At 47.3% G+C, this 18,177-nt stretch carries 10 protein-coding genes; 3 read left to right on the top strand and 7 right to left on the bottom strand.

What is annotated here, in order from left to right; all coding sequences use genetic code 11:
- The 7 genes from ACTS3T_RS05520 to ACTS3T_RS05490 form a co-directional block, all read right to left on the bottom strand.
- On the bottom strand, positions 1–868 hold an 868-nt coding region (locus ACTS3T_RS05520; protein ID WP_462934841.1), incomplete at its 3' end, for a cysteine desulfurase family protein.
- 65 nt (positions 869–933) lie between these two features.
- A complete protein-coding gene (locus ACTS3T_RS05515) occupies positions 934–1,920 on the bottom strand; it encodes a phospholipase D-like domain-containing protein (protein WP_377963034.1) in 987 nt (328 codons plus the stop codon).
- Between the two features lie 52 nt (positions 1,921–1,972).
- Positions 1,973–3,796: an ATP-binding protein gene (locus ACTS3T_RS05510; RefSeq protein WP_377963036.1), complete on the bottom strand. Its 1,824-nt coding sequence runs from the start codon at positions 3,794–3,796 to the stop codon at positions 1,973–1,975.
- Positions 3,780–5,405, bottom strand: a complete 1,626-nt coding sequence (locus tag ACTS3T_RS05505; protein WP_377963038.1) for a DEAD/DEAH box helicase — start codon at positions 5,403–5,405, stop codon at positions 3,780–3,782. The genes ACTS3T_RS05510 and ACTS3T_RS05505 overlap by 17 nt, the downstream gene beginning before the upstream one ends.
- Positions 5,406–5,450: 45 nt before the next feature.
- Positions 5,451–6,257, bottom strand: a complete 807-nt coding sequence (locus ACTS3T_RS05500; protein WP_377963040.1) for a phosphoadenosine phosphosulfate reductase family protein — start codon at positions 6,255–6,257, stop codon at positions 5,451–5,453.
- Positions 6,254–9,805: a hypothetical protein gene (locus ACTS3T_RS05495; protein ID WP_377963042.1), complete on the bottom strand. Its 3,552-nt coding sequence runs from the start codon at positions 9,803–9,805 to the stop codon at positions 6,254–6,256. Before ACTS3T_RS05495 ends, ACTS3T_RS05500 begins: the two co-directional genes overlap by 4 nt.
- A complete protein-coding gene (locus ACTS3T_RS05490; protein WP_377963044.1) occupies positions 9,802–10,734 on the bottom strand; it encodes a DUF4007 family protein in 933 nt (310 codons plus the stop codon). Before ACTS3T_RS05490 ends, ACTS3T_RS05495 begins: the two co-directional genes overlap by 4 nt.
- Before the next feature lie 262 nt (positions 10,735–10,996).
- On the opposite strand from ACTS3T_RS05490, the gene ACTS3T_RS05485 reads away from it, so the two are divergent.
- The 3 genes from ACTS3T_RS05485 to ACTS3T_RS05475 all read left to right on the top strand — a co-directional run bounded on the left by ACTS3T_RS05485 (position 10,997) and on the right by ACTS3T_RS05475 (position 18,172).
- Entirely contained in the window at positions 10,997–13,018 is a 2,022-nt protein-coding gene (locus tag ACTS3T_RS05485; RefSeq protein ID WP_377963046.1) for a DNA phosphorothioation-associated putative methyltransferase, read from the top strand.
- Between the two features lie 56 nt (positions 13,019–13,074).
- The gene (locus tag ACTS3T_RS05480; RefSeq protein ID WP_377963048.1) at positions 13,075–13,593 is read left to right on the top strand and encodes a hypothetical protein; all 519 of its coding nucleotides are present in this window, start codon (positions 13,075–13,077) and stop codon (positions 13,591–13,593) included.
- A gap of 94 nt (positions 13,594–13,687) precedes the next feature.
- Positions 13,688–18,172, top strand: a complete 4,485-nt coding sequence (locus ACTS3T_RS05475; RefSeq protein WP_462934840.1) for a WD40 domain-containing protein — start codon at positions 13,688–13,690, stop codon at positions 18,170–18,172.
- Positions 18,173–18,177 lie beyond the last annotated feature (5 nt).

Genomic DNA, 18,177 nt, shown 5'->3' with positions numbered 1-18,177 from the left:
TGACAATGAGCCCTGGAATTTTGTCAGTCAGGAGTTTTTGGAGGCGATCGCGCTTCTCACCTATCGCCCTTTCATCTTCCTCCATCTCCAAAGCCCTTAACCGACAGGCTTCTCCTAGTCCAACGATACCTGGAAGATTCAAGGTACCTGAGCGCAAGCCTCTCTGGTGTCCACCTCCGTAGAACAGTGGTTCTAAGGAGTGCCCTCGTTTGACGACTAAAGCCCCAACCCCTTGAGGCCCATAGAACTTATGGGCGGAGAGAGAGAGCATTGTGATGCCCCAGTCTTGAAAATGGATGGGAACTTTGCCGATTGTCTGCGAAGCATCGCACAGGAATGGAACGTTGTGGATTCGAGCGATATGGGCAATTTTTTCAATGGGGTAGAGGGTGCCAACTTCATTGTTGGCAGCCATGACACAGAGAAGATGAACGCCGCTGGCGCAGGCTTGCTCTAACTGGGCCAAGTCGATGCGAGCTTGGGTATCTACTGGAAGTGTTAAGAGTTTGACGCGCCCCTGTTCTTCGAGGGCAAGGCAGGTGTCGAGAGCGGCCTTGTGTTCCACTGCGGAGAGGACAATGCGAGGATGAATACCTTTGTTTTCTAAATGCTGAATGGTACCTTGGATGGCGAGGTTGATACTTTCGGTAGAGCCAGACGTGAAAATGATTTCGCGGGAAGAGGCTCCAATGAGTTCTGCAATATGGCTTTTTGCTTTCTTCACGGCATCTTCGGCGGCATCTCCGATCTCGTGATCAGTGCTGCTCGCGTTTCCAAACCCCTTCATCATATGAAAAAGGACTTTCTCCGCAACTCTTGGATCGACTGGGGTGGTTGCGTGGTTATCAAGGTAGATGATTTCGGCCATATGCAAGGAGTCGTTAACCAACAGATAACAACCTATGAAAATTTCGTTGACCTTGGCATTTGAAGCTAGTTTCTTGGAGCAATTAGCTCAGTGTGGTTTGGACGGTAGGTTATGAATTGTTCCTCACCCAGGATAACTAACCAGTCATATAGCACGTTGACATTATCGGACAAAGAACGTCGCGTGGGGACGGGAACATCGGTACAAACTCGTTGTACCCAAGCTCTAATTTCACCAAACCTTCTAGGGCGATCAATGAAGTTGCAAAGTGCTTGAATAAATGGATGCGTTAGAAACTGATAAGCCAAGTACTCTCTAAACTCATTTTCTGATTTATAACTTCTTTTCCACAAGGCATATTTAGCAATATCGTGACGAGCCGTTGATAGGATTTCGTTGTCTAAGTCAATATCAGGATTCTGGACTACCAGATAAAGTAGGCTGATATCCTCGCACATAGGTAACTCAGAAGTAAGGAAGAAGTCTCTGCTCACTGCTTCAGTGTGCAATCTCTCGTCTTCATCAGCTAACCCTGTGAAATCAGACAGAAATTTAAGTTTCAAACGTTCCAGTGTCTCCCGAAATCTAGCAACTACTAGTGGAGTGACAATGGCTGACTCAGCTTTTATTTGTTCTAAGAAAAGAAGATAGCTACTCGAGGGATTTCGTATGTAGGTTAGAACTTCATAGTTCTCTGGCTTAAGCAAGCCTAATCCTCGCCCCGTAATATTGGCAGACCCTAAAAGAAGATCATGATAATCCCTGACTACTGTTTTCAAGTGAATCCTGGGATTGATATATAATACCCATCCTGTCGAGAGGCAGTAATCAAAAAGTTCTAAGGAAGCGGATCCCATCAGAAAATCAGATATTTTCCAACGGGTCAATATACTGACCCTCACACCAGGTCTAGTATCTGATAATATTACCTTCAGAACGCTTAAAGTAATGAAAGGTGAAAATATATCGATCGTTTTGTTCGCCGAAACAGCAAAGTTTTTGGCTAGTTCATCTAAATTATTGTGATATATTTCGGAAGAATGATTGAACATTAAACATTATAAGAATGAACTAAAGTTCAACTCCTCATAGCAAAAAAATCCCTTATTCCTCTTGTCTGAGAAACCATCTTGCTAGCTTGCCCCAGTCGGTTCGAGTATCTTGAGCTCTTTCCTTTAAGACCCCATCAGGTTGCTGATCTTCATATCTTGCCCAAGCCATTAATAAGAGTTTCAGGCCGTTTAGAGAGTCTGCTAAGCGAGAGCGCAGTTCATCTTCTTCAACTCCCTCAACATCCTTCTCCAAAACCCCCATGAGATTTTCATATGCAGGATGAGAGTCATTAAGGAGGATCTCAATTGATCCTCCCTTTGTCTTAACAGTAAAGAAGGCTGGAGTACTCATGTTTGCATTGGCAAAAACATATTTAAGCCCATCTTTTACCGTCGTTGCAGCTAATTCTTTAGCTGATTCTTTTTCAACTCCATCTTCAATAAAGGCATCTTCTATGGCTGACTTCCTCTCGTCTGGAGGAAGGTTTTCATCCTCGTCACTCTTTCCCCTTAAACCTTCCTCATCTTTTAATTTATTCGTGATCTCTGTTGCTCTAGCTTCAGCAGATAGCGTTGGGTTGTGACGCTGCTTACGTGCTCGGCTATCATTGCTTCTTTGTGCAAGCAAGTTTTTTCTAATAGTGTTTAGATTCGTTGTGATACGATATGCCGTTTCCAGTAATGGAGCGCGAGGATCTTCATCTTCCTCAAACTCTTCTTTCAACTGAGTTACCGTTTTTCCACCCTTTAGCAAAGTATTGAAATCTACGTCTGCTAGCTCAGAGAAGTTTCTGGCAGTCTGCTTATTATTCGTTACGCCAAATAATTCGTCCAACGATGGTGGAAATTCCACTTCGACTCCCCACCATCGCTCTCTAGCGTCATACTGTACTACCCAAGCATCTTCTAATTCTAATTCTCGATCGGCCCGAACAATAGAAACGCCAATATTTTTTGCCGCATGTTTACCATGTGGCGTTGCTCCCGGCTGTGCCCCCTGCCTGGCTTCAATTTTAGCCAACGAAAATCTGGTCTTAACTATGTGCTCCTTGCCCCTAAAACTTATAGTATGAGACAGCTCATAGTTCTCATCACCCCATTTTTCAAACATTGCTTTGTTGTCATATGGTGCAGGGCATGAAGTTTTATCCATCAGATACCCTGGGTCGTTTGGCTGAACCTCTCTATCGACAAAAGGTTCAGCAATATTATTAAACTTAAAGCCGCATAGCCTAATAGATAAGCTATCTTGACTGATTAGAAATTTCCTATAAATTCTACCAATTAAAAATTCGGAATTATCGATTATAGTGTTAGCCGTTTTCCACATACATTTATCGAGTTCCGACCAAACAATGAGTGTTCCACTCGTACTGACTCCTGAGCATACCTGAGACCAAGCTTGTGGAAAATTTTTGGATTCAGGAACGGGAACTTCTGACATATCTTGATTCTCAATTTGGTCTAGATCTAGAAAAGAATAAAGACAATTTTCAATTCCATCCTGCCAAGTCCAAACTTCAACCTTACGGCATTGGGAAATTGATGATGATGGAAGACCCATTCCAAAACGGCCAATACCGGTATGTTTAGACTCATCGAGGTACAACCCGTTACCAAATTGCAGAGCTAACTGTAGTGTTTCAGAATCCATTCCTGATCCGTTATCTAAGACTGCAACTTGGTGAATTCTCGACCTTTTGCGTTGTGATAATTGTATTTCCTTTTCTCCGCATAACAGTTCTATCCGTGTAGCTCCTGCTTGAACTGCATTATCCATTAACTCAGCAATAGCGTATGCTGCGTTTTTATAGCCATTATCGCGCATCGCTTTAACAGCCAAATGTGCTGGAACAATGTCACGCCTCGTCGTCATATTTCCTCCATACATCTTCCCAATTAACAAATGAGTCAGCAATGCTACTGAATCCCGGTAAATTCGAATCAACTACAGTAACTACTTCCGCATATTCATTTCCACCTGCTCTATAACCTCTAGTGGCACGACCTATCATTTGACTATAAAGAACTAATGAGTTTGTAGGCCTTGCAATAACAGCTGCACTAGTCGTCGGAGCATTAAAGCCTGCTGTCAAAACACCAAAATTACATAAGACCCTTGTCTCTTCATCTTCTCTCCGGAAATTATTAATGATTTCTATGCGCTCTTCAGGTTCAGTATCCTTAGTGATAGAATTAGCGTGAAGTCCTCTTATATTTAAGACTGAGGCTATTAAGTCAGAGTGTTGAACTGATGCTGAAAAAACAATAATCCTTCGATGTTTAATAGCTAATCTCTCAATCTCCAATATTATTTTCAGATTTCGCTTTTCATCATTGGCTAATTCTTCTAAAATCTGTTTTGGAATTTCAAAGGACTCTTCAATCAAATCAATATCTTTTTTCGAAAGGGCTACACCACCCTCATAGAGCAAGGGTTTGTACTCAACTTTAGCTAAATAACCCTGCTCGACTAGGTAATCTACTGGATTAGAGTACCCATCTACCTCAAGAATTACCTTGCGGCGACTAAAAATCTCTGATAGCTCTTCATCCTGCTCTATATCTGACCAACTACGGCCCGGTGTTGCTGTAAGCCCTAGCAAAGATGTTTTAGGGTGAGGAACAACAAGATTATCTAAAATAAGTTTGTAGGATTGAGCTGCTGCTTGATGAGCCTCATCCATAACAACCAGAGAGGAATATCTACCAATTTTCCCAATAAAGTTTATGTCTGTCTTTAATCGGTTGTAAACTTTTGCTAGGCCCGCAACCAGAAACCCGTCCTGGGCAACAGATGGTTCAATATTATATTCTCCCCAAAAACGATGAACCGTTATTTCTCTATCTCCTAAATGGTTCCATGCACAAAAGAACTCCTCGACCGCCTGCCCGCATAATTCCTCGCTATGTGCCAACCAAATGACTAATGTCGGTTCGTGAATTCTCAAATGGTCGGCAATTATATTCATTGCAGTGCGAGTTTTTCCCGCACCAGTAGGCATGTGCAATAAAACTTTAAAGGGTTCTCTATAGAGATGATTTTTGACTGCTCTTGAGGCCTTTCTTTGGTGACTAAAAAGGGGATAATTACTGCAAACGGGCTCTGTCGAAGAAACTATGGCTTTGGCACCTTCTAAAGGTGTTCCCATTTCGAAAAAAGCAAACAATTGCTGCTCTCTTCGAGAGCCTTTAGAGATTCTTGTTCTCTTAAGGGCCTCATAAACATCGTTGCTTTCCTGAATGTCTAGAAATGAGCACAACATCCTAGCCTCGTCAAGTTTCAGGAGATCTATTAGTAAGCGATAGCTAAATCGATCTCTCAAAAGACCAGTTCGTGACCTTAAATTGACTAACAATCGGCGAACTTGCTTAGGACTTGCTAATGATGAATCTAATAAAACAATTAAATCTAGTGCTGGTTTACCTAAGAGCTGTTGAAGGGTCAAATCATCTGCTCTTGACAAGAAATCATCAAAGTTCAAGATTGCATATCCTCTCTAAGTCTTGGTAGTCAAGAAATCAGAAAATTAGCTGCAAATCATACAAGGAATTTCGTCATCCTCTTCATCTAAAACAGATTCCAGGACATCTGCCAATGAAGCATTTCGTTTTCTTAGTTTCTCCTCCTCTTTCTTAATAGACTTATTGTGCTGCTCAATAATTTCATCTTGCCTTTCTAGAAGCTTAAGCAATGTAGTACCTTGCACCCATGTATAGCCTCTATCCTTCTGAGACGCCTGTTCATAAGCAACGGCTTTCTTGAAGAGATCCGGATGCTCTTTCGAAAGCATTATCCATTCATACTTTCGCTGATAAAAACAGAAAAAACAGCCTGAACGACTTCTCCAGCGATAATAGTCTGGAAGCCCCAATCCACTTTCATCGAGAATTCTGAAAATGTCAGCTTTTGTCAGGCCATGCTCCTTGAACGGGAAAACAGGTCTAATGTTTGGCTTTGTGGAAATATAGCCTTCCCGATTTTCGTCAGCTCTGATGCCGATATAACTGACTGCTTCATCATTGCCGATGAATTTTTCTAAAGGGCGAATTTTCATGAAATCAGTACACCATCTCATTTTCGGAGATGGAAGTACCTGACCATACACTTCGAACCAATGGTCAAAACCTCTTTCTGCCTCGAGTCGAACAACTTTTATACCTAGTCTTGCTTCTATCCGATCAAGGTAGTCATAAGTCTCTGGAAGTTCCTTGTTGGTTTCCAAGAAAAAATATTCTATCTCTAGCTCTGGATATTGCTGACGCATGAAAACAGCGAGGGCCGTACTGTCTTTACCTCCAGAGAGTCCCAGAATGTGTCTTACAGGCTTGCTCATATAGCGTGTTTCCTGGCTTTACGCGGCTTATCTAAGTCAGAAGTGGATTGGACATCGAGAATACGTTCGCTCAGTTTAGCGATAAATGCTTGATGTAGCTTAGGATCCCCTTGAAGTTCAGGTAGCTCCAGAGCTTTGTCCACCGCTTGCTCTAGTAAGTCTTCCTTATCAGCATCTACCCAAATCACCTGATTCACTTCATGCCCGTTCTGCTCGGTGATGGTCAATCGCTTAGCCGTAAAGCCAGTACCTTTAGCCTCAACCTCTTTCTGTAACGCCTCTAAGTTCTTGAATCGCCGTACTAAGTCAACCAACGCCAACTCAAACCGAGTAATATCGTTGTCTGTCCATGATTTTGGTGGCTTATCAGCCACGATCATCACTAGGGCCTCTAACCACTCGTTATCTTCCGCAGTATCATCCACGGCTGCGAGAATAAACCGTTTGAGCACGGGCTCGATACATTTGCCGATAAGAGGCGTAGCCTGCACCTGTAAATCCTCCCTCAGATTGGCCTCTTTCCGCACGCCAAACGCTTCGTATAAACGTGTCTTACAAAAGCTCAGCAGAGTTTCATAGGCGGTTTGAATCTCATGGAGGCACTGTACTAACTGCTTTCGGAAGGCTTTCGCTTTCCCGCCGTCCTCATTCGTTGCCAGCATCGGCCCAAAGCCACACGCTGTCGGTAAGGCAACGAATAGCAGTTCATCAGGTTCCTGCGCCTTTTGTAGAGCAGCTAATACCTGCTGAGCGGCGTCACTCATCCGTTCTGTATGGAGCGTGTATTTGGGCAGTTTCCGCACAAAGCTAAACAGTGGCTTGGCCACCATGAGCAATGAGGCATTGCGGACCCCATTAGGTGCCTTAGCATTTTGCGATCGCAAAATGCTTTCCAACTCTCGAAAGACCTGGGAACGTAGCCCCACCATCTCGAAATACTTCACTGAGAAGCGTGAGGGATCCTTCACCAGCAACTCGAAATGCTCTGGCCCCATCACTGGAACGAAAGTGCCGTCTTTGTAGAAGCCCACATCATCGACGTGATAAAGCAAAACCGCTGCTAACACGATCGGTACCATCCCCTGTTTGATGCCATAGGGCGGCTGCTCTAAGCGCTGATAGAGATCTCCCAGTGAAAATTGCTTCTCCTTAGCTTCTAAGCAGAAAGCCTCAATGGCTGCCCAGAGAGATGAGATGCCAGCGCTGTCAGAAGGTGGATAAAAGCCCCATTGGTCATCTTCTTGCCGATGAATTCCACCGGTTTCGAGGACTGAATAGTACATCGCCACTTCGGGGCCATAGCCTTCTAGCCCTAGCCTAGGCTGATCGGCTCGCTCTAACATCGCTTCAATCAGTTCTCGTCGGGCCTTTGCGCCCTGTGAAGTCAGTACCCGACGATTAATCAGTTCATTGTCCAAAATGGGGGTCTGAGGATAGGTGCGATCGCAGATCTTCGACAACGCCGACTGAAATGTTCTAGCGTTGGGCATTTCGCAAAGACTGCCCTCAACCCAGCAGCGATTTTGACTACTGGCCCAGTCAAAGGTTTGGCGTACGGTCTCGTCTAGTAACTGTTCGGCATCAGTCAAACGCTGCTTAACCTCGCGTCGGGCCACCCCATCATTTTGAAGTTCAGGCGCAGTCTTCCAGATCTTCTTAAGGACCTGAAATTCTTGAGCTCTGGTTGCCAATACATCTAACTTAGCGACCTCTACAACTACGAGGGGTTTGCCTTCTAAGGTTTGACTCGGAACCGATTCAAGCTCTGTACGATCTAGCCAGTAAAGAATGAGGCCATCGTATTCCCCTGAACTACAAGCCAGTTCGCTGAGGTTTAAGCGACTATCGCCATAGCGCTGTTCGAAATAGCGCAGCGTTCCGGTTGTGGTGTAATGCCGTTGCGGCACCACATGCTTTAACGGATAGGTGCTTTCAAGCAGTTCTGCAATGGGCGATCGCTCTTGCTCTAGACGCTCAAAAATAGCAGCTTCTACATTGAACTCTGAGCCCTGCCAGATACGTAGCTCATCGCGCTGTTTGCGATAGGTCAGTAGCGTGCGCTTTTGCAGGGCATTGATGACCTCTTTCCATTCACTTATGGCCTGGTCCTGAGGGGTATCACACAGCGATAAGGCTACCAGCGTTGGGGTTGCTTTTAGCGGTCCGTTCGTGCTGATGAGGTTGAGAATACCAATCGTTTTTAAGACCCGAATCGTTTCCGGGCTGTGACCACGAGCGTCCTCAATGAGCCCTTGAACCTCGACCCAGCGCTGCAGATTGATGCGAGACGATAGCCCCGTGACTGATTCTACAAAGTAGTCATAAAGCTGATATAGCTTGAGTGTAGGCAGCGGTTCACCTTCAACCTGAGCAGTCGCCATGAACTCTTGGAGGCCGAATGGTTCTTCACTGGTTAAAAACGTGAATAGGGAGCGATCGTTTTGGGCGTAGCGAGTACAGAGCAACGGCAGCACCAAAGCCGTAATGGGGTGCAAGGGATAGGCTGCCGCTAGAACATCCTCAGAAAGATCATTTTCTGCCAAGACAGGCGCTAAAGCCGCGAACCAACGAGTCGAATTTTGACGGATGGTATCGCCGATGGGAACAGCTTGGGACTGGTCAATGGCGCGACCAATTAACCGAGTCATTTGACTGGGAGACTCGGCAAAGGGAATATCTTCAAATCGACCTTGAATCTTTGTCCATTCACTTTGCTCAACTGCCGCTAGCCGCTCACTGTAGCCAGCAAAGGATTGATGCAGCAAGCCGAGAAAATAGACCTGGTGCTCTCCTTTGATGTCTAGTTCAGCAATTTGCTGAAGCAGATATAAATCTTGCACCCCTTGATTGTGGGCTGCGTATTCTAGAGCCTTGCCTAATTCATCCACCACTAATATCAGCGGCATTTGCGCAGCCGTTACCATCTCCTTGAGAAGGCTGAGAACCTCTTGGTTGCTGATCCTTGGCTGCCGCGCAGCGAGCTCAACCTCCCAATCAGTTAACCGAGGCCAAAAATCAGGCTTCTTCTTTTTCTTTTTCCAGAGACGGTCGGCGGCAGTGATGAGAGCTCTTGCAATACTCCAACTCAGCGGTTCTCGTTGCCCTGTCGTGACTGCCCGCAAGATGCCTTTCGCAGGAATATTGCTGTGAATAGCCTCTAACTCTGGACTATCTGGAGGAAAAGAAGCTTGGGCGATCGCCTGAGCTTCAGCTCTGACATTGGTTTTTTCATCTGCACAGAGCGATAGCAGATAATGGGCAAAAGCCGATTTCCCGGTTCCGTAAACTCCTGTGATCGTCCAAGCCCGATGGGCATCAGGATTTCCTAACGCCCCGAGAATGCGGCGCAGGGCATCACCAGAGCGCTCGGTTGGCACATAGCCCTGAACCGACTCAGGTTTGTCTAGATCTCGAACCAGGTTAACGGAGCGGTAATAGCGACGATTGAGGGAAAAATAGGCCGCAAGTGTTTTTCCTTGCCCCGCTGGAGCCATCTGGACCTCAGAGTTTGGCTGAGTCGGATGGTTTGAAACAGATGGATTCGTCATACTGCTTCTCCTCGTTGGTCATCGTAGTAACTCGCCAGGACTTGCTTGGCGAGTTTACTGGGGCTATCCGTACGAAACGTAAACTGTAATTTGCCTGCGGCATCCTCAATACTGAGTTCTTGAAAAGGATGCTTTACTCGCTCGATTGCATCACAAATTGCAGACTCATTCAGCTTGAAGATTAATCCAGGACTACCGATGTCGTAGAGCAAATTTGCAATCGGAATTGTTCGGGCTGTTTGGTAAATCTCTTCAGCAAAGATCAGTGCGGCATAAACAATAATCTCGGCAGGCAGATTTTGCTTGGGGCCAATGCGGAAGGTGTAGTGACGCTTGTCTCCAGCGGTCTGAATTAACCGCAAATCGGTGAAGGGGCAATCTAAAGCATCTTCACTCATAGAGGCTTTGGCATTTTGTCCGGCATACATCCTCAGAATGCAGCTCACGTCTTTCTTAATTGAGGAATCAGCAATGCGAGTAGCTTCGCGATCGCGATATTCGCAGAGTTCGTAATATAGGTCTTCGTAGGTAAACTCGACTTTCCGAAAATGGTTGAAGGCAAAGTCCCAAGCTGTCGCATAACAGGGTTGTTGAACCAAATGCCAATGCAAAAGCCATAGCGATGCGGGATCTTCTAAATAAGAATCCCAACCTGAATCATTTAGAAGGGCCTCACCAAAGCTAGTTGGCTCATCGTCTTCTAACAAATTAAAGGCATTGCACCAATATCGAATAGAGCGCACCATGTTCTTCCCGACTCCAAGCTGCACTGGAGCATTCTCGTCGAGAAAGATTTTGGGATCCTTAGCTGCACAGTCAAAGCCTTTTTTGAGCCAGCCAAATCGAGGATGAAAGGTTTCGTGACGAGCAAATACTGTCACCTTGGGCGTCTTTACCTTGTTGTCATCGAGTGTTGCTTGACTAGCCATAACGCCCAACCAGAACCCGTGTACTAAAATATCTAACTATAGGCCCTCAATGCAATCCGCTTTGTAACTAACTGTTGAGAGACTCATCCTAAACAACTGTCACCGTAGGAGATATCTTACAGCCTCAAATACTATATGTGGAGTAAATCAAGTTTGGCTTAACTCTATCTAGCGTTTATCGGCAAAGTTGGCCGTACAGTTAAGATTTCGGAACTTCTCGGTAAGATGGCTCTCATGAATTTGTACCAGTGGCGGCCCCAGAATGTCTGGCATCTCTACCACAGAGCTGAATATTGTCCAACTTTGCCAGCGTAGCCCGGTGGGTAAGCTCCTCCCTGATGCCCTATATGTGCATGTTTCAGCGCTTCTAACGCTTGACCCAGCCCTGCAACAGCTAGAGCAGCTTGCTAAAAAGGTATCCCCTCAAGTTGAAAACGCGACACTTGTTAAGTTCAGTTTCAACAAGCCTCAGATTGTCTACCTGTTTTATCCAGACTTCGACGCCGAGGCTCATCCAGCCCTCCAGAGCAGCATCCAGGTAAACCTCAAAACGTTAGAGGCTAGCCAACGAGATTACAGTACCACTGACAATCCGCCGGTGCTGCACCGCAAGGAAACCTTTGTTGGCAGCGACTATCCTCACTACGATACGTTTGCTTGGCTCACCAAACAGGAAGAAGTCCTAGGGCTGCTGGAAGCCTCACGGGGCATTGGTCTCCGCAAGGCTTGGGAACAGCGGTTGCGCGATCGCACCCTCGTCATCCACGATCACTTCCTGGCCTGCCCCATTCAAACTGGAGCGAAGCCAACTCAAGCAAAACCCAAGATTCAGCGCCATAAAGCCGCGATCGCCCGCGTCACTGCCTCCAAGCCCGTCCGCCTTGCCGTTGAAGCAGGTCTCTTTCCGTCCGACACCACCTACTTCGACTACGGTTGCGGTCACGGTGCCGATATTGAATACATCAAGCGACTGGGCCTCATCAGTGCAGGCTGGGATCCTTACTATCGCCCCGATGAAAGCCATTTGTCCGCCGATGTGGTGAATCTCGGCTACGTCATCAATGTTATCGAAGACACTGCCGAGCGCCGGGAAGCCTTGATCAATGCCTGGAACCTAGCGCAAAAGGTCTTAATTGTCGCCGCTCAAGTGCTGATCGACGATCGCACCCGTGGTGTCATTGCCTATGGAGACGGCATCATCACCAGCCGCAACACCTTCCAGAAGTATTACGAGCAGGAAGAACTGAAGTCCTACATCGACCAGGTTTTGGGCGTTGACGCCATTCCGGTTGCCTTGGGCATCTACTTCGTCTTCCGCGATGAAGCCCAGGCCGAAGTCTTCCGTGCCTCCCGCTTCCGTTCCCGTACCACCGCTCCCCGCATTCGCCTCAAAGTCAACAAGTTCGAGGAATACCGCGAGCTGCTGCAACCGCTGATGGATTTCTACACCGATCGCGGTCGCCTCCCGGCGGTGGAAGAACTCGACCAGGTTGCCCTGGGGCCGCTTCAGTCAGAATTTGGCAGCATCAAGCGAGCGTTCAAGGTCATCCTGCAAGCCACCGATGCCGGAGAGTGGGATGCGATCTCCGACAAACGCCGCAATGACCTGCTGGTGTATCTAGCCCTCAGCCACTTCGGCAAACGCCCCAAGTTCAAAGACCTTTCCCCCACGATCCGCACCGACATCAAAGCCCTCTTCGGCAGCTATCAGCAAGCCTGCACCGCCGCTGACCTGATGCTGATGAGCTTGGGGCAAACTGAGCTGGTTGAAGAACGGTGTCGTCAGAGTGCGATCGGGCAGCAGCGTCCTAACTCCCTGTGGGTACATGTCTCCGCGATCGAGCAACTCGATCCGCTGCTACGCCTCTATGAAGGCTGTGCCTCTCGCACTATCGGACGCCCCGAAGAAGCCACGGTCGTGAAGTTCCACGTCCAGAAGCCCCAAATCACTTACCTGTTCTATCCCAGCTTTGACAAGGAACCACACCCGGCTTTGCATACCAGTATGGTGATCGGCCTGCGCGATTTGCACGTCCGCTACCGCGACTACGACCCGGACAATCCACCTTTGCTACACCAAAAGGATCAGCTCATCACCGAAGACTATCCCGGCTATACCAAGTTCGCCAAACTCAGTCAGCAAGAGCGCAAATGGGGCTTGCTGGAAGATCCAAAGGCAATCTTTGACCGTCGCGGTTGGGAGCAGTGTTTAGCTGGGCATGGTGCAGAGTTGCGAGGGCATCGAGTCGTGCGACGTAAGGATATTGATGAGCATAAGAATTAGGCGGTGCGATCGCGCTGCTTCAACTCAAAGCCCGAATCAGCGGAGGAGCAATCCTGATGCTTGACTTTGATAAGGTAGCCGCCGTTGCCCAGTCTCACTCGCCGCAAGAACTGATTGCCGCTTTGGTGTGGCAGCGGCGGTTCAACGAGTTTGACGGTCAGGAAGTCATTACTGATCTTGCTCAGTACCCCGAACTTTGGAAAAGTTTCCTTTTCACCAAACCCGTCTACGCACCCGACAAAGACGGACTCAGTTTCAATGGCATTTTAGAAACTCTTCTGGCCATGGCCAACTACCGCCCCATGCCAGAGACGAGCATTCTGCACTTTATTCCCTACCCTGCCGACACCTTGTACGTGCTGACCGAAAATCAGGACGTTTTAGTAGCTCAGCTAATGGATTTAGGCAAGAAATGGCGAGCCGATGTGGTCGATGTGTGTGATGGCAGTGACCTGGAGGAAGAGGAAGACTGGGAATTCCGGGATTATGTTGCCCTCCGTCTGCGAAGGGGATTGTGGGGCGAAACCTTTGGCGACAAGCAAGATGCCGTCGTGATTTCCTTCTGGTGGGATTAAGACCGTCCTCATCACTTTATTGAGCGCTTCGTAAACTTTCGGGCGTTTTACAGCAACTTGGTTTTCACTAGAGAAAAGTGTCGGGAGAACGCCTATGTTTGGTCTGGACAACCTGATGGATCTGCTCTTCGACTCCGCTATGGAGAGCATCAACCGCAATGAGCGCGTCATTCAGCTGCTCAAACGGCTCAACCTCGACCCCGACCATCCGCCCGCCGACTTTACCGGAGTCTATCAATACGCCCTGGTGGAGTATGGTGTCGGCAAACCGCGTCCGGTGCTGGAAATCTTTCGTCAGGCCAAGATTCAAGAACTGTTCCGAGAAGCCCTGGAGCGCAACACGCCTGCCATGTTGCTCAAAAACGGCGAAGACTTTCTTGCCGACCATCCCCTCAAAGCCGACCTCAAAGCCCACAACGTCGATATCCGACGCGAGTTTTACGCCTTTGCTGCCGTCTTTATCGAAGTGGCCAAACGCACCCGCACACCCGCTGAAATTCTCGCTGAGCAAAAGCTGGAATCCTTGCATCGGCAAATTGGCGGCCTGCAAGAACGGCTGAATCGTCTGCCCACCATTGAGGGAATGCGGACTGAAATGGCTCGGTTGGCGGCTCAGGACTATCCCGCTTTACCAGGAAGTGCGATCGCCCCCGAAACCTTCAGCGCTGAACAGTGCAAAGCCTTTGCTTTGGCGCAGCAGATGCGCGGCTGGTTCGAGACTTTGGGCTTTCGCTTCGAGTCCCATGAAGTCTGGCAGGACGACTACTTTGAGTGGATTATCAACATCCCGGTACGACGAGGGCGGTACGATCGCATCCTGGTGCGGGGCATTGACGGTGAAGCCGGATTGCCCGACGTTCAAGACTTGCGACAGGCGGTAGAAACTCACCGCACCGATGAAGGGTGGCTGGTCACCGCGAGGCGCATCAGTCGGGCCGCCCGAGACGAGGTTGAGAAACCGGAAAACGATGCCCTCGGTTGCTTCACCTTTGATGAACTGCTGGATCAGGATGCTGACTTTAGCGGCTATCTCACCTGGTTAGAATCCGAGATTGAGCAGCGAGGGATTGACCAGAAATATGTGCCCCTCGCGTGCCTGAAGGAAGAAATCGACCCGGATACTCGTCAGCGGATTGGCGTGAGTCGATACGATGACCGGGACGGCTGGATTGACGGCTACATTGACCTCTGGCTCGATGACCCGGCGAAAGAGCACATCTCGGTGCTGGGGGAGTTCGGCACGGGCAAAACTTGGTTTGCCTTTCACTACGCCTGGAAAGCGTTGCAGCGCTATCGCGAAGCCCAGCGCAGAGGACTGGAGCGTCCCCGGCTACCGCTGGTGGTGCCGCTGCGAGACTATGCCAAAGCGGTCAGTGTCGAGTCGCTGTTTTCAGAGTTTTTCTTCCGCAAGCACGAGATCCCCATTCCCGGTTATTCGGCTTTTGAACAGCTCAACCGCATGGGCAAGCTGCTGCTGATCTTTGACGGCTTTGATGAAATGGCGGCGCGGGTGGACCGCCAGCAAATGATCAACAACTTCTGGGAACTGGCGAAGGTGGTGGTGCCAGGAGCGAAGGTCATCCTCACCTGCCGCACGGAGCACTTCCCGGAAGCAAAGGAAGGGCGAGCCCTCTTGAATGCCGAATTGCAAGCGTCAACTAAGGACTTGACCGGAGAAACACCCCAGTTTGAGGTGCTGGAACTGGAGAAGTTCAACGATGAGCAGATTCGTGAGGTGCTCTCGCATCAAGCTCAAACCGTCACGGTGGAGCAGATTATGGGCAACCCAGAACTGCTGGATCTGGCTCGTCGCCCGGTGCTGACAGAGCTGATTTTAGAGGCATTGCCGGATATTGAGGCGGGTAAGCCGGTGGATATGTCGCGGGTGTATCTCTACGCCGTGCGCCACAAGATGGAGCGGGATATCAAGGCAGAGCGTACGTTTACCTCAATGGCGGACAAGCTCTATTTCATGTGTGAGCTGTCGTGGGAAATGCTCAGTACGGATCGCATGAGCATTAACTACCGCGAGTTTCCGGATCGCATTCGTAAGCTGTTTGGCCCTGCGGTTGAGGAGGAGAAGGATCTGGACCATTGGCATTACGACATGATGGGGCAGACGATGCTGATTCGTAATGCTGAAGGAGATTACGCTCCAGCTCATCGATCGTTGTTAGAGTTTTTTGTAGCGTACAAGTTTGCGGCTGAACTAGGCGCTCTATCAGCTGATTTTCTTCAACTAGCGCAAACACAAGAAAATATAAGTGAGCATCTGCAACCACAAATTTACACTTGGTCAAATTACTTTCAGTCAACTAAGAAAATTCTAAAAAATAATCACCTGGTGCCACCTTTACTCCGATTTAATGCAGAAACAATAGATAGTCTTATCCTTACGCTAGGCAGATCGCCACTACCAAAAGCAATCATAGATTTGATGTTGCCAATGCTCCAGGTTCCAAGTTTAAATTTTGAAAATAGCCTCCTAGAAACGCTAAAAAGTACGAAGAAAAGATCATTTGAGTCTGTTGGCTACATTGGAGGAAACATCGCAACTTTAATGATCAGGCTAAATAAATGCGTACTATCTCAGCAAGACTTATCGGATACAAACATTCGAGGAGCTGATTTTATAGGCGCATTTTTGCAGAACACTAATTTTGAAGGTGCGATGCTCGCTGACTCAGCTTTACCCAATACATTTGGTGCGATTTTCGCCTTAGCCTATGACCCTGGCAGCAAACTACTTGCTACAGGAGGTGTTAATCGCTCAGTAGACATTTGGGATGTTCAACATAATCACTTTGTTACTCGCCTCAAAGGACATACTAACTGGGTTCGTGCTTTAGCTTTTAGTCCTGATGGAAGATACGTCATTAGTGGATCATTCGATCATACAGTTAGAGTTTGGGATCTAGAAAGCAGAACATGTGTAAGAACTCTTAAGGGACATGAGAGCCGAATCAACACAGTCACTATCAGTGCCAATGCAACCTATATTGCTAGTGGCAGCGATGACATGACAATCAGAATATGGAATTTCACTTCTGGAGACTGCATCAAAATTTTAGCGGGACACACGGCTGCTGTAGAATCTGTGCTAATTGACAACGAATCTAAGTTACTAATAAGTGGCTCTTCAGACAAGACTATAAAAATATGGAACTTAGACACAGAAACGGCTATTGGAGAATTAAAAGGACACACTGGTAAAGTACGCTCCATTGCATTAAGTCAAAATGGAGAACTTTTAGCAAGTGGTGCTCGTGATCAAACTATTAGACTTTGGAATTGGAAAAAAGAAGAATGCATTGGAGTCTTAAAAGGACACTCTTATAGAAAAATTTCAACTGTTACTTTCAACCATGATGACAGTCTCTTAGCTAGTGGCTGCTATGACTCCACTATCAAAATTTGGGATGTAAAGAAGCAAGAATGTTTGAAGACACTCGCTGGCCATGATGGATGGGTTCGAATGGTCGCATTTCAGCCAGATTCCGACATTATCACCAGCGTTAGTGACGATCAAACTATTCGAAAATGGGACGTTCAAACAGGCGAATGTATAAATCTATTTCAAGGATTTACAGGAGAAATTCGTGCGATATCGCTCTCGCACGATGATTACTTTCTGACTGCTGGTTGTGAAGATAAAACTTTGCACATCTGGACACTAGATGACTTAGAGACTTCACCAAAATATAAACCTTATTTGGTTCTCGATGCTCATCAAGCCCGTATAAATGATGTACAAGTGAGTCCTATTCAGAAAATTGTTGCAACTGCTAGTTTTGATCACTTAGTAAAGCTGTGGGACTTAGAAACAGGCACTTGTATCAAGATCTTGAGAGGACATGGGGCCTGCGTTAATGCAGTTGCCTTTACTCCCAATGGCCAAAAGCTCATTACTACCAGTGCTGATCGGACGGTACGAGTATGGAATGTTGTCAGTGGTGAATGTCTCAAAGTTTTAGAGGGACACGAAAATTGGCTGTGGGCTGTCAAAGTTAGTCCCGATGGCTCACTTATTGCTAGTGCTGGAGATGATCGAACAATTAGACTTTGGGATTTAGAAACTGGAGAATGCATTGCCAACCTTAAAAAACATGTAGGCGGAGTAAATTCCCTCGTTTTTACTCCCGATGGTTATTCACTGATAAGCGGTGGTGCAGATGGAGACATTAGAATTTGGGACGTTCATAGTAAAACACACGTGAAATCTTGGACAGCCCATGAAAATGCTATCGTTTGTCTTGAGATTTCTCCAAACAGCAAACGTTTATTCAGCTCCGGAGATAAAGGCGATATTAAAGTCTGGAATATAGAAACGCAAGAATGCTTGAATTCTCTACGTGGTCATACAGATAGAGCAGGATCTATATGCCTGAATTCAGATGGCTCAAAACTAGCCAGCGGAAGCTTTGATCAGACTATGAGAATTTGGGATGTTGATAGTGGTCAGTGTCTAGAATCAATACAGCCCCTTAGACCATACGAAGGCATGAATATTTCAAGAGTTCGCGGACTGACAAAACTTGAACAAGAAACTTTGATTGCTTTAGGTGCTGTCGAGTTTTAAGTTTA

It is taken from the genome of Almyronema sp., from assembly GCF_052168255.1.
In the GTDB taxonomy this organism is placed as follows: domain Bacteria; phylum Cyanobacteriota; class Cyanobacteriia; order Phormidesmidales; family Phormidesmidaceae; genus Sphaerothrix; species Sphaerothrix epifaneia.
Note: the sequence above shows the minus strand (reverse complement) of the source record. Positions and strands in the feature narration are given on the sequence as shown.

Coding starts and splice junctions, on each gene's coding strand:
- ACTS3T_RS05490 (WP_377963044.1), bottom strand. CDS start 10,734: ATGGCTAGTCAAGCAACACTCGATGACAACAAGGTAAAGACGCCCAAG.
- ACTS3T_RS05485 (WP_377963046.1), top strand. CDS start 10,997: ATGTCTGGCATCTCTACCACAGAGCTGAATATTGTCCAACTTTGCCAG.
- ACTS3T_RS05515 (WP_377963034.1), bottom strand. CDS start 1,920: ATGTTCAATCATTCTTCCGAAATATATCACAATAATTTAGATGAACTA.
- ACTS3T_RS05500 (WP_377963040.1), bottom strand. CDS start 6,257: ATGAGCAAGCCTGTAAGACACATTCTGGGACTCTCTGGAGGTAAAGAC.
- ACTS3T_RS05480 (WP_377963048.1), top strand. CDS start 13,075: ATGCTTGACTTTGATAAGGTAGCCGCCGTTGCCCAGTCTCACTCGCCG.
- ACTS3T_RS05475 (WP_462934840.1), top strand. CDS start 13,688: ATGTTTGGTCTGGACAACCTGATGGATCTGCTCTTCGACTCCGCTATG.
- ACTS3T_RS05510 (WP_377963036.1), bottom strand. CDS start 3,796: ATGACGACGAGGCGTGACATTGTTCCAGCACATTTGGCTGTTAAAGCG.
- ACTS3T_RS05495 (WP_377963042.1), bottom strand. CDS start 9,805: ATGACGAATCCATCTGTTTCAAACCATCCGACTCAGCCAAACTCTGAG.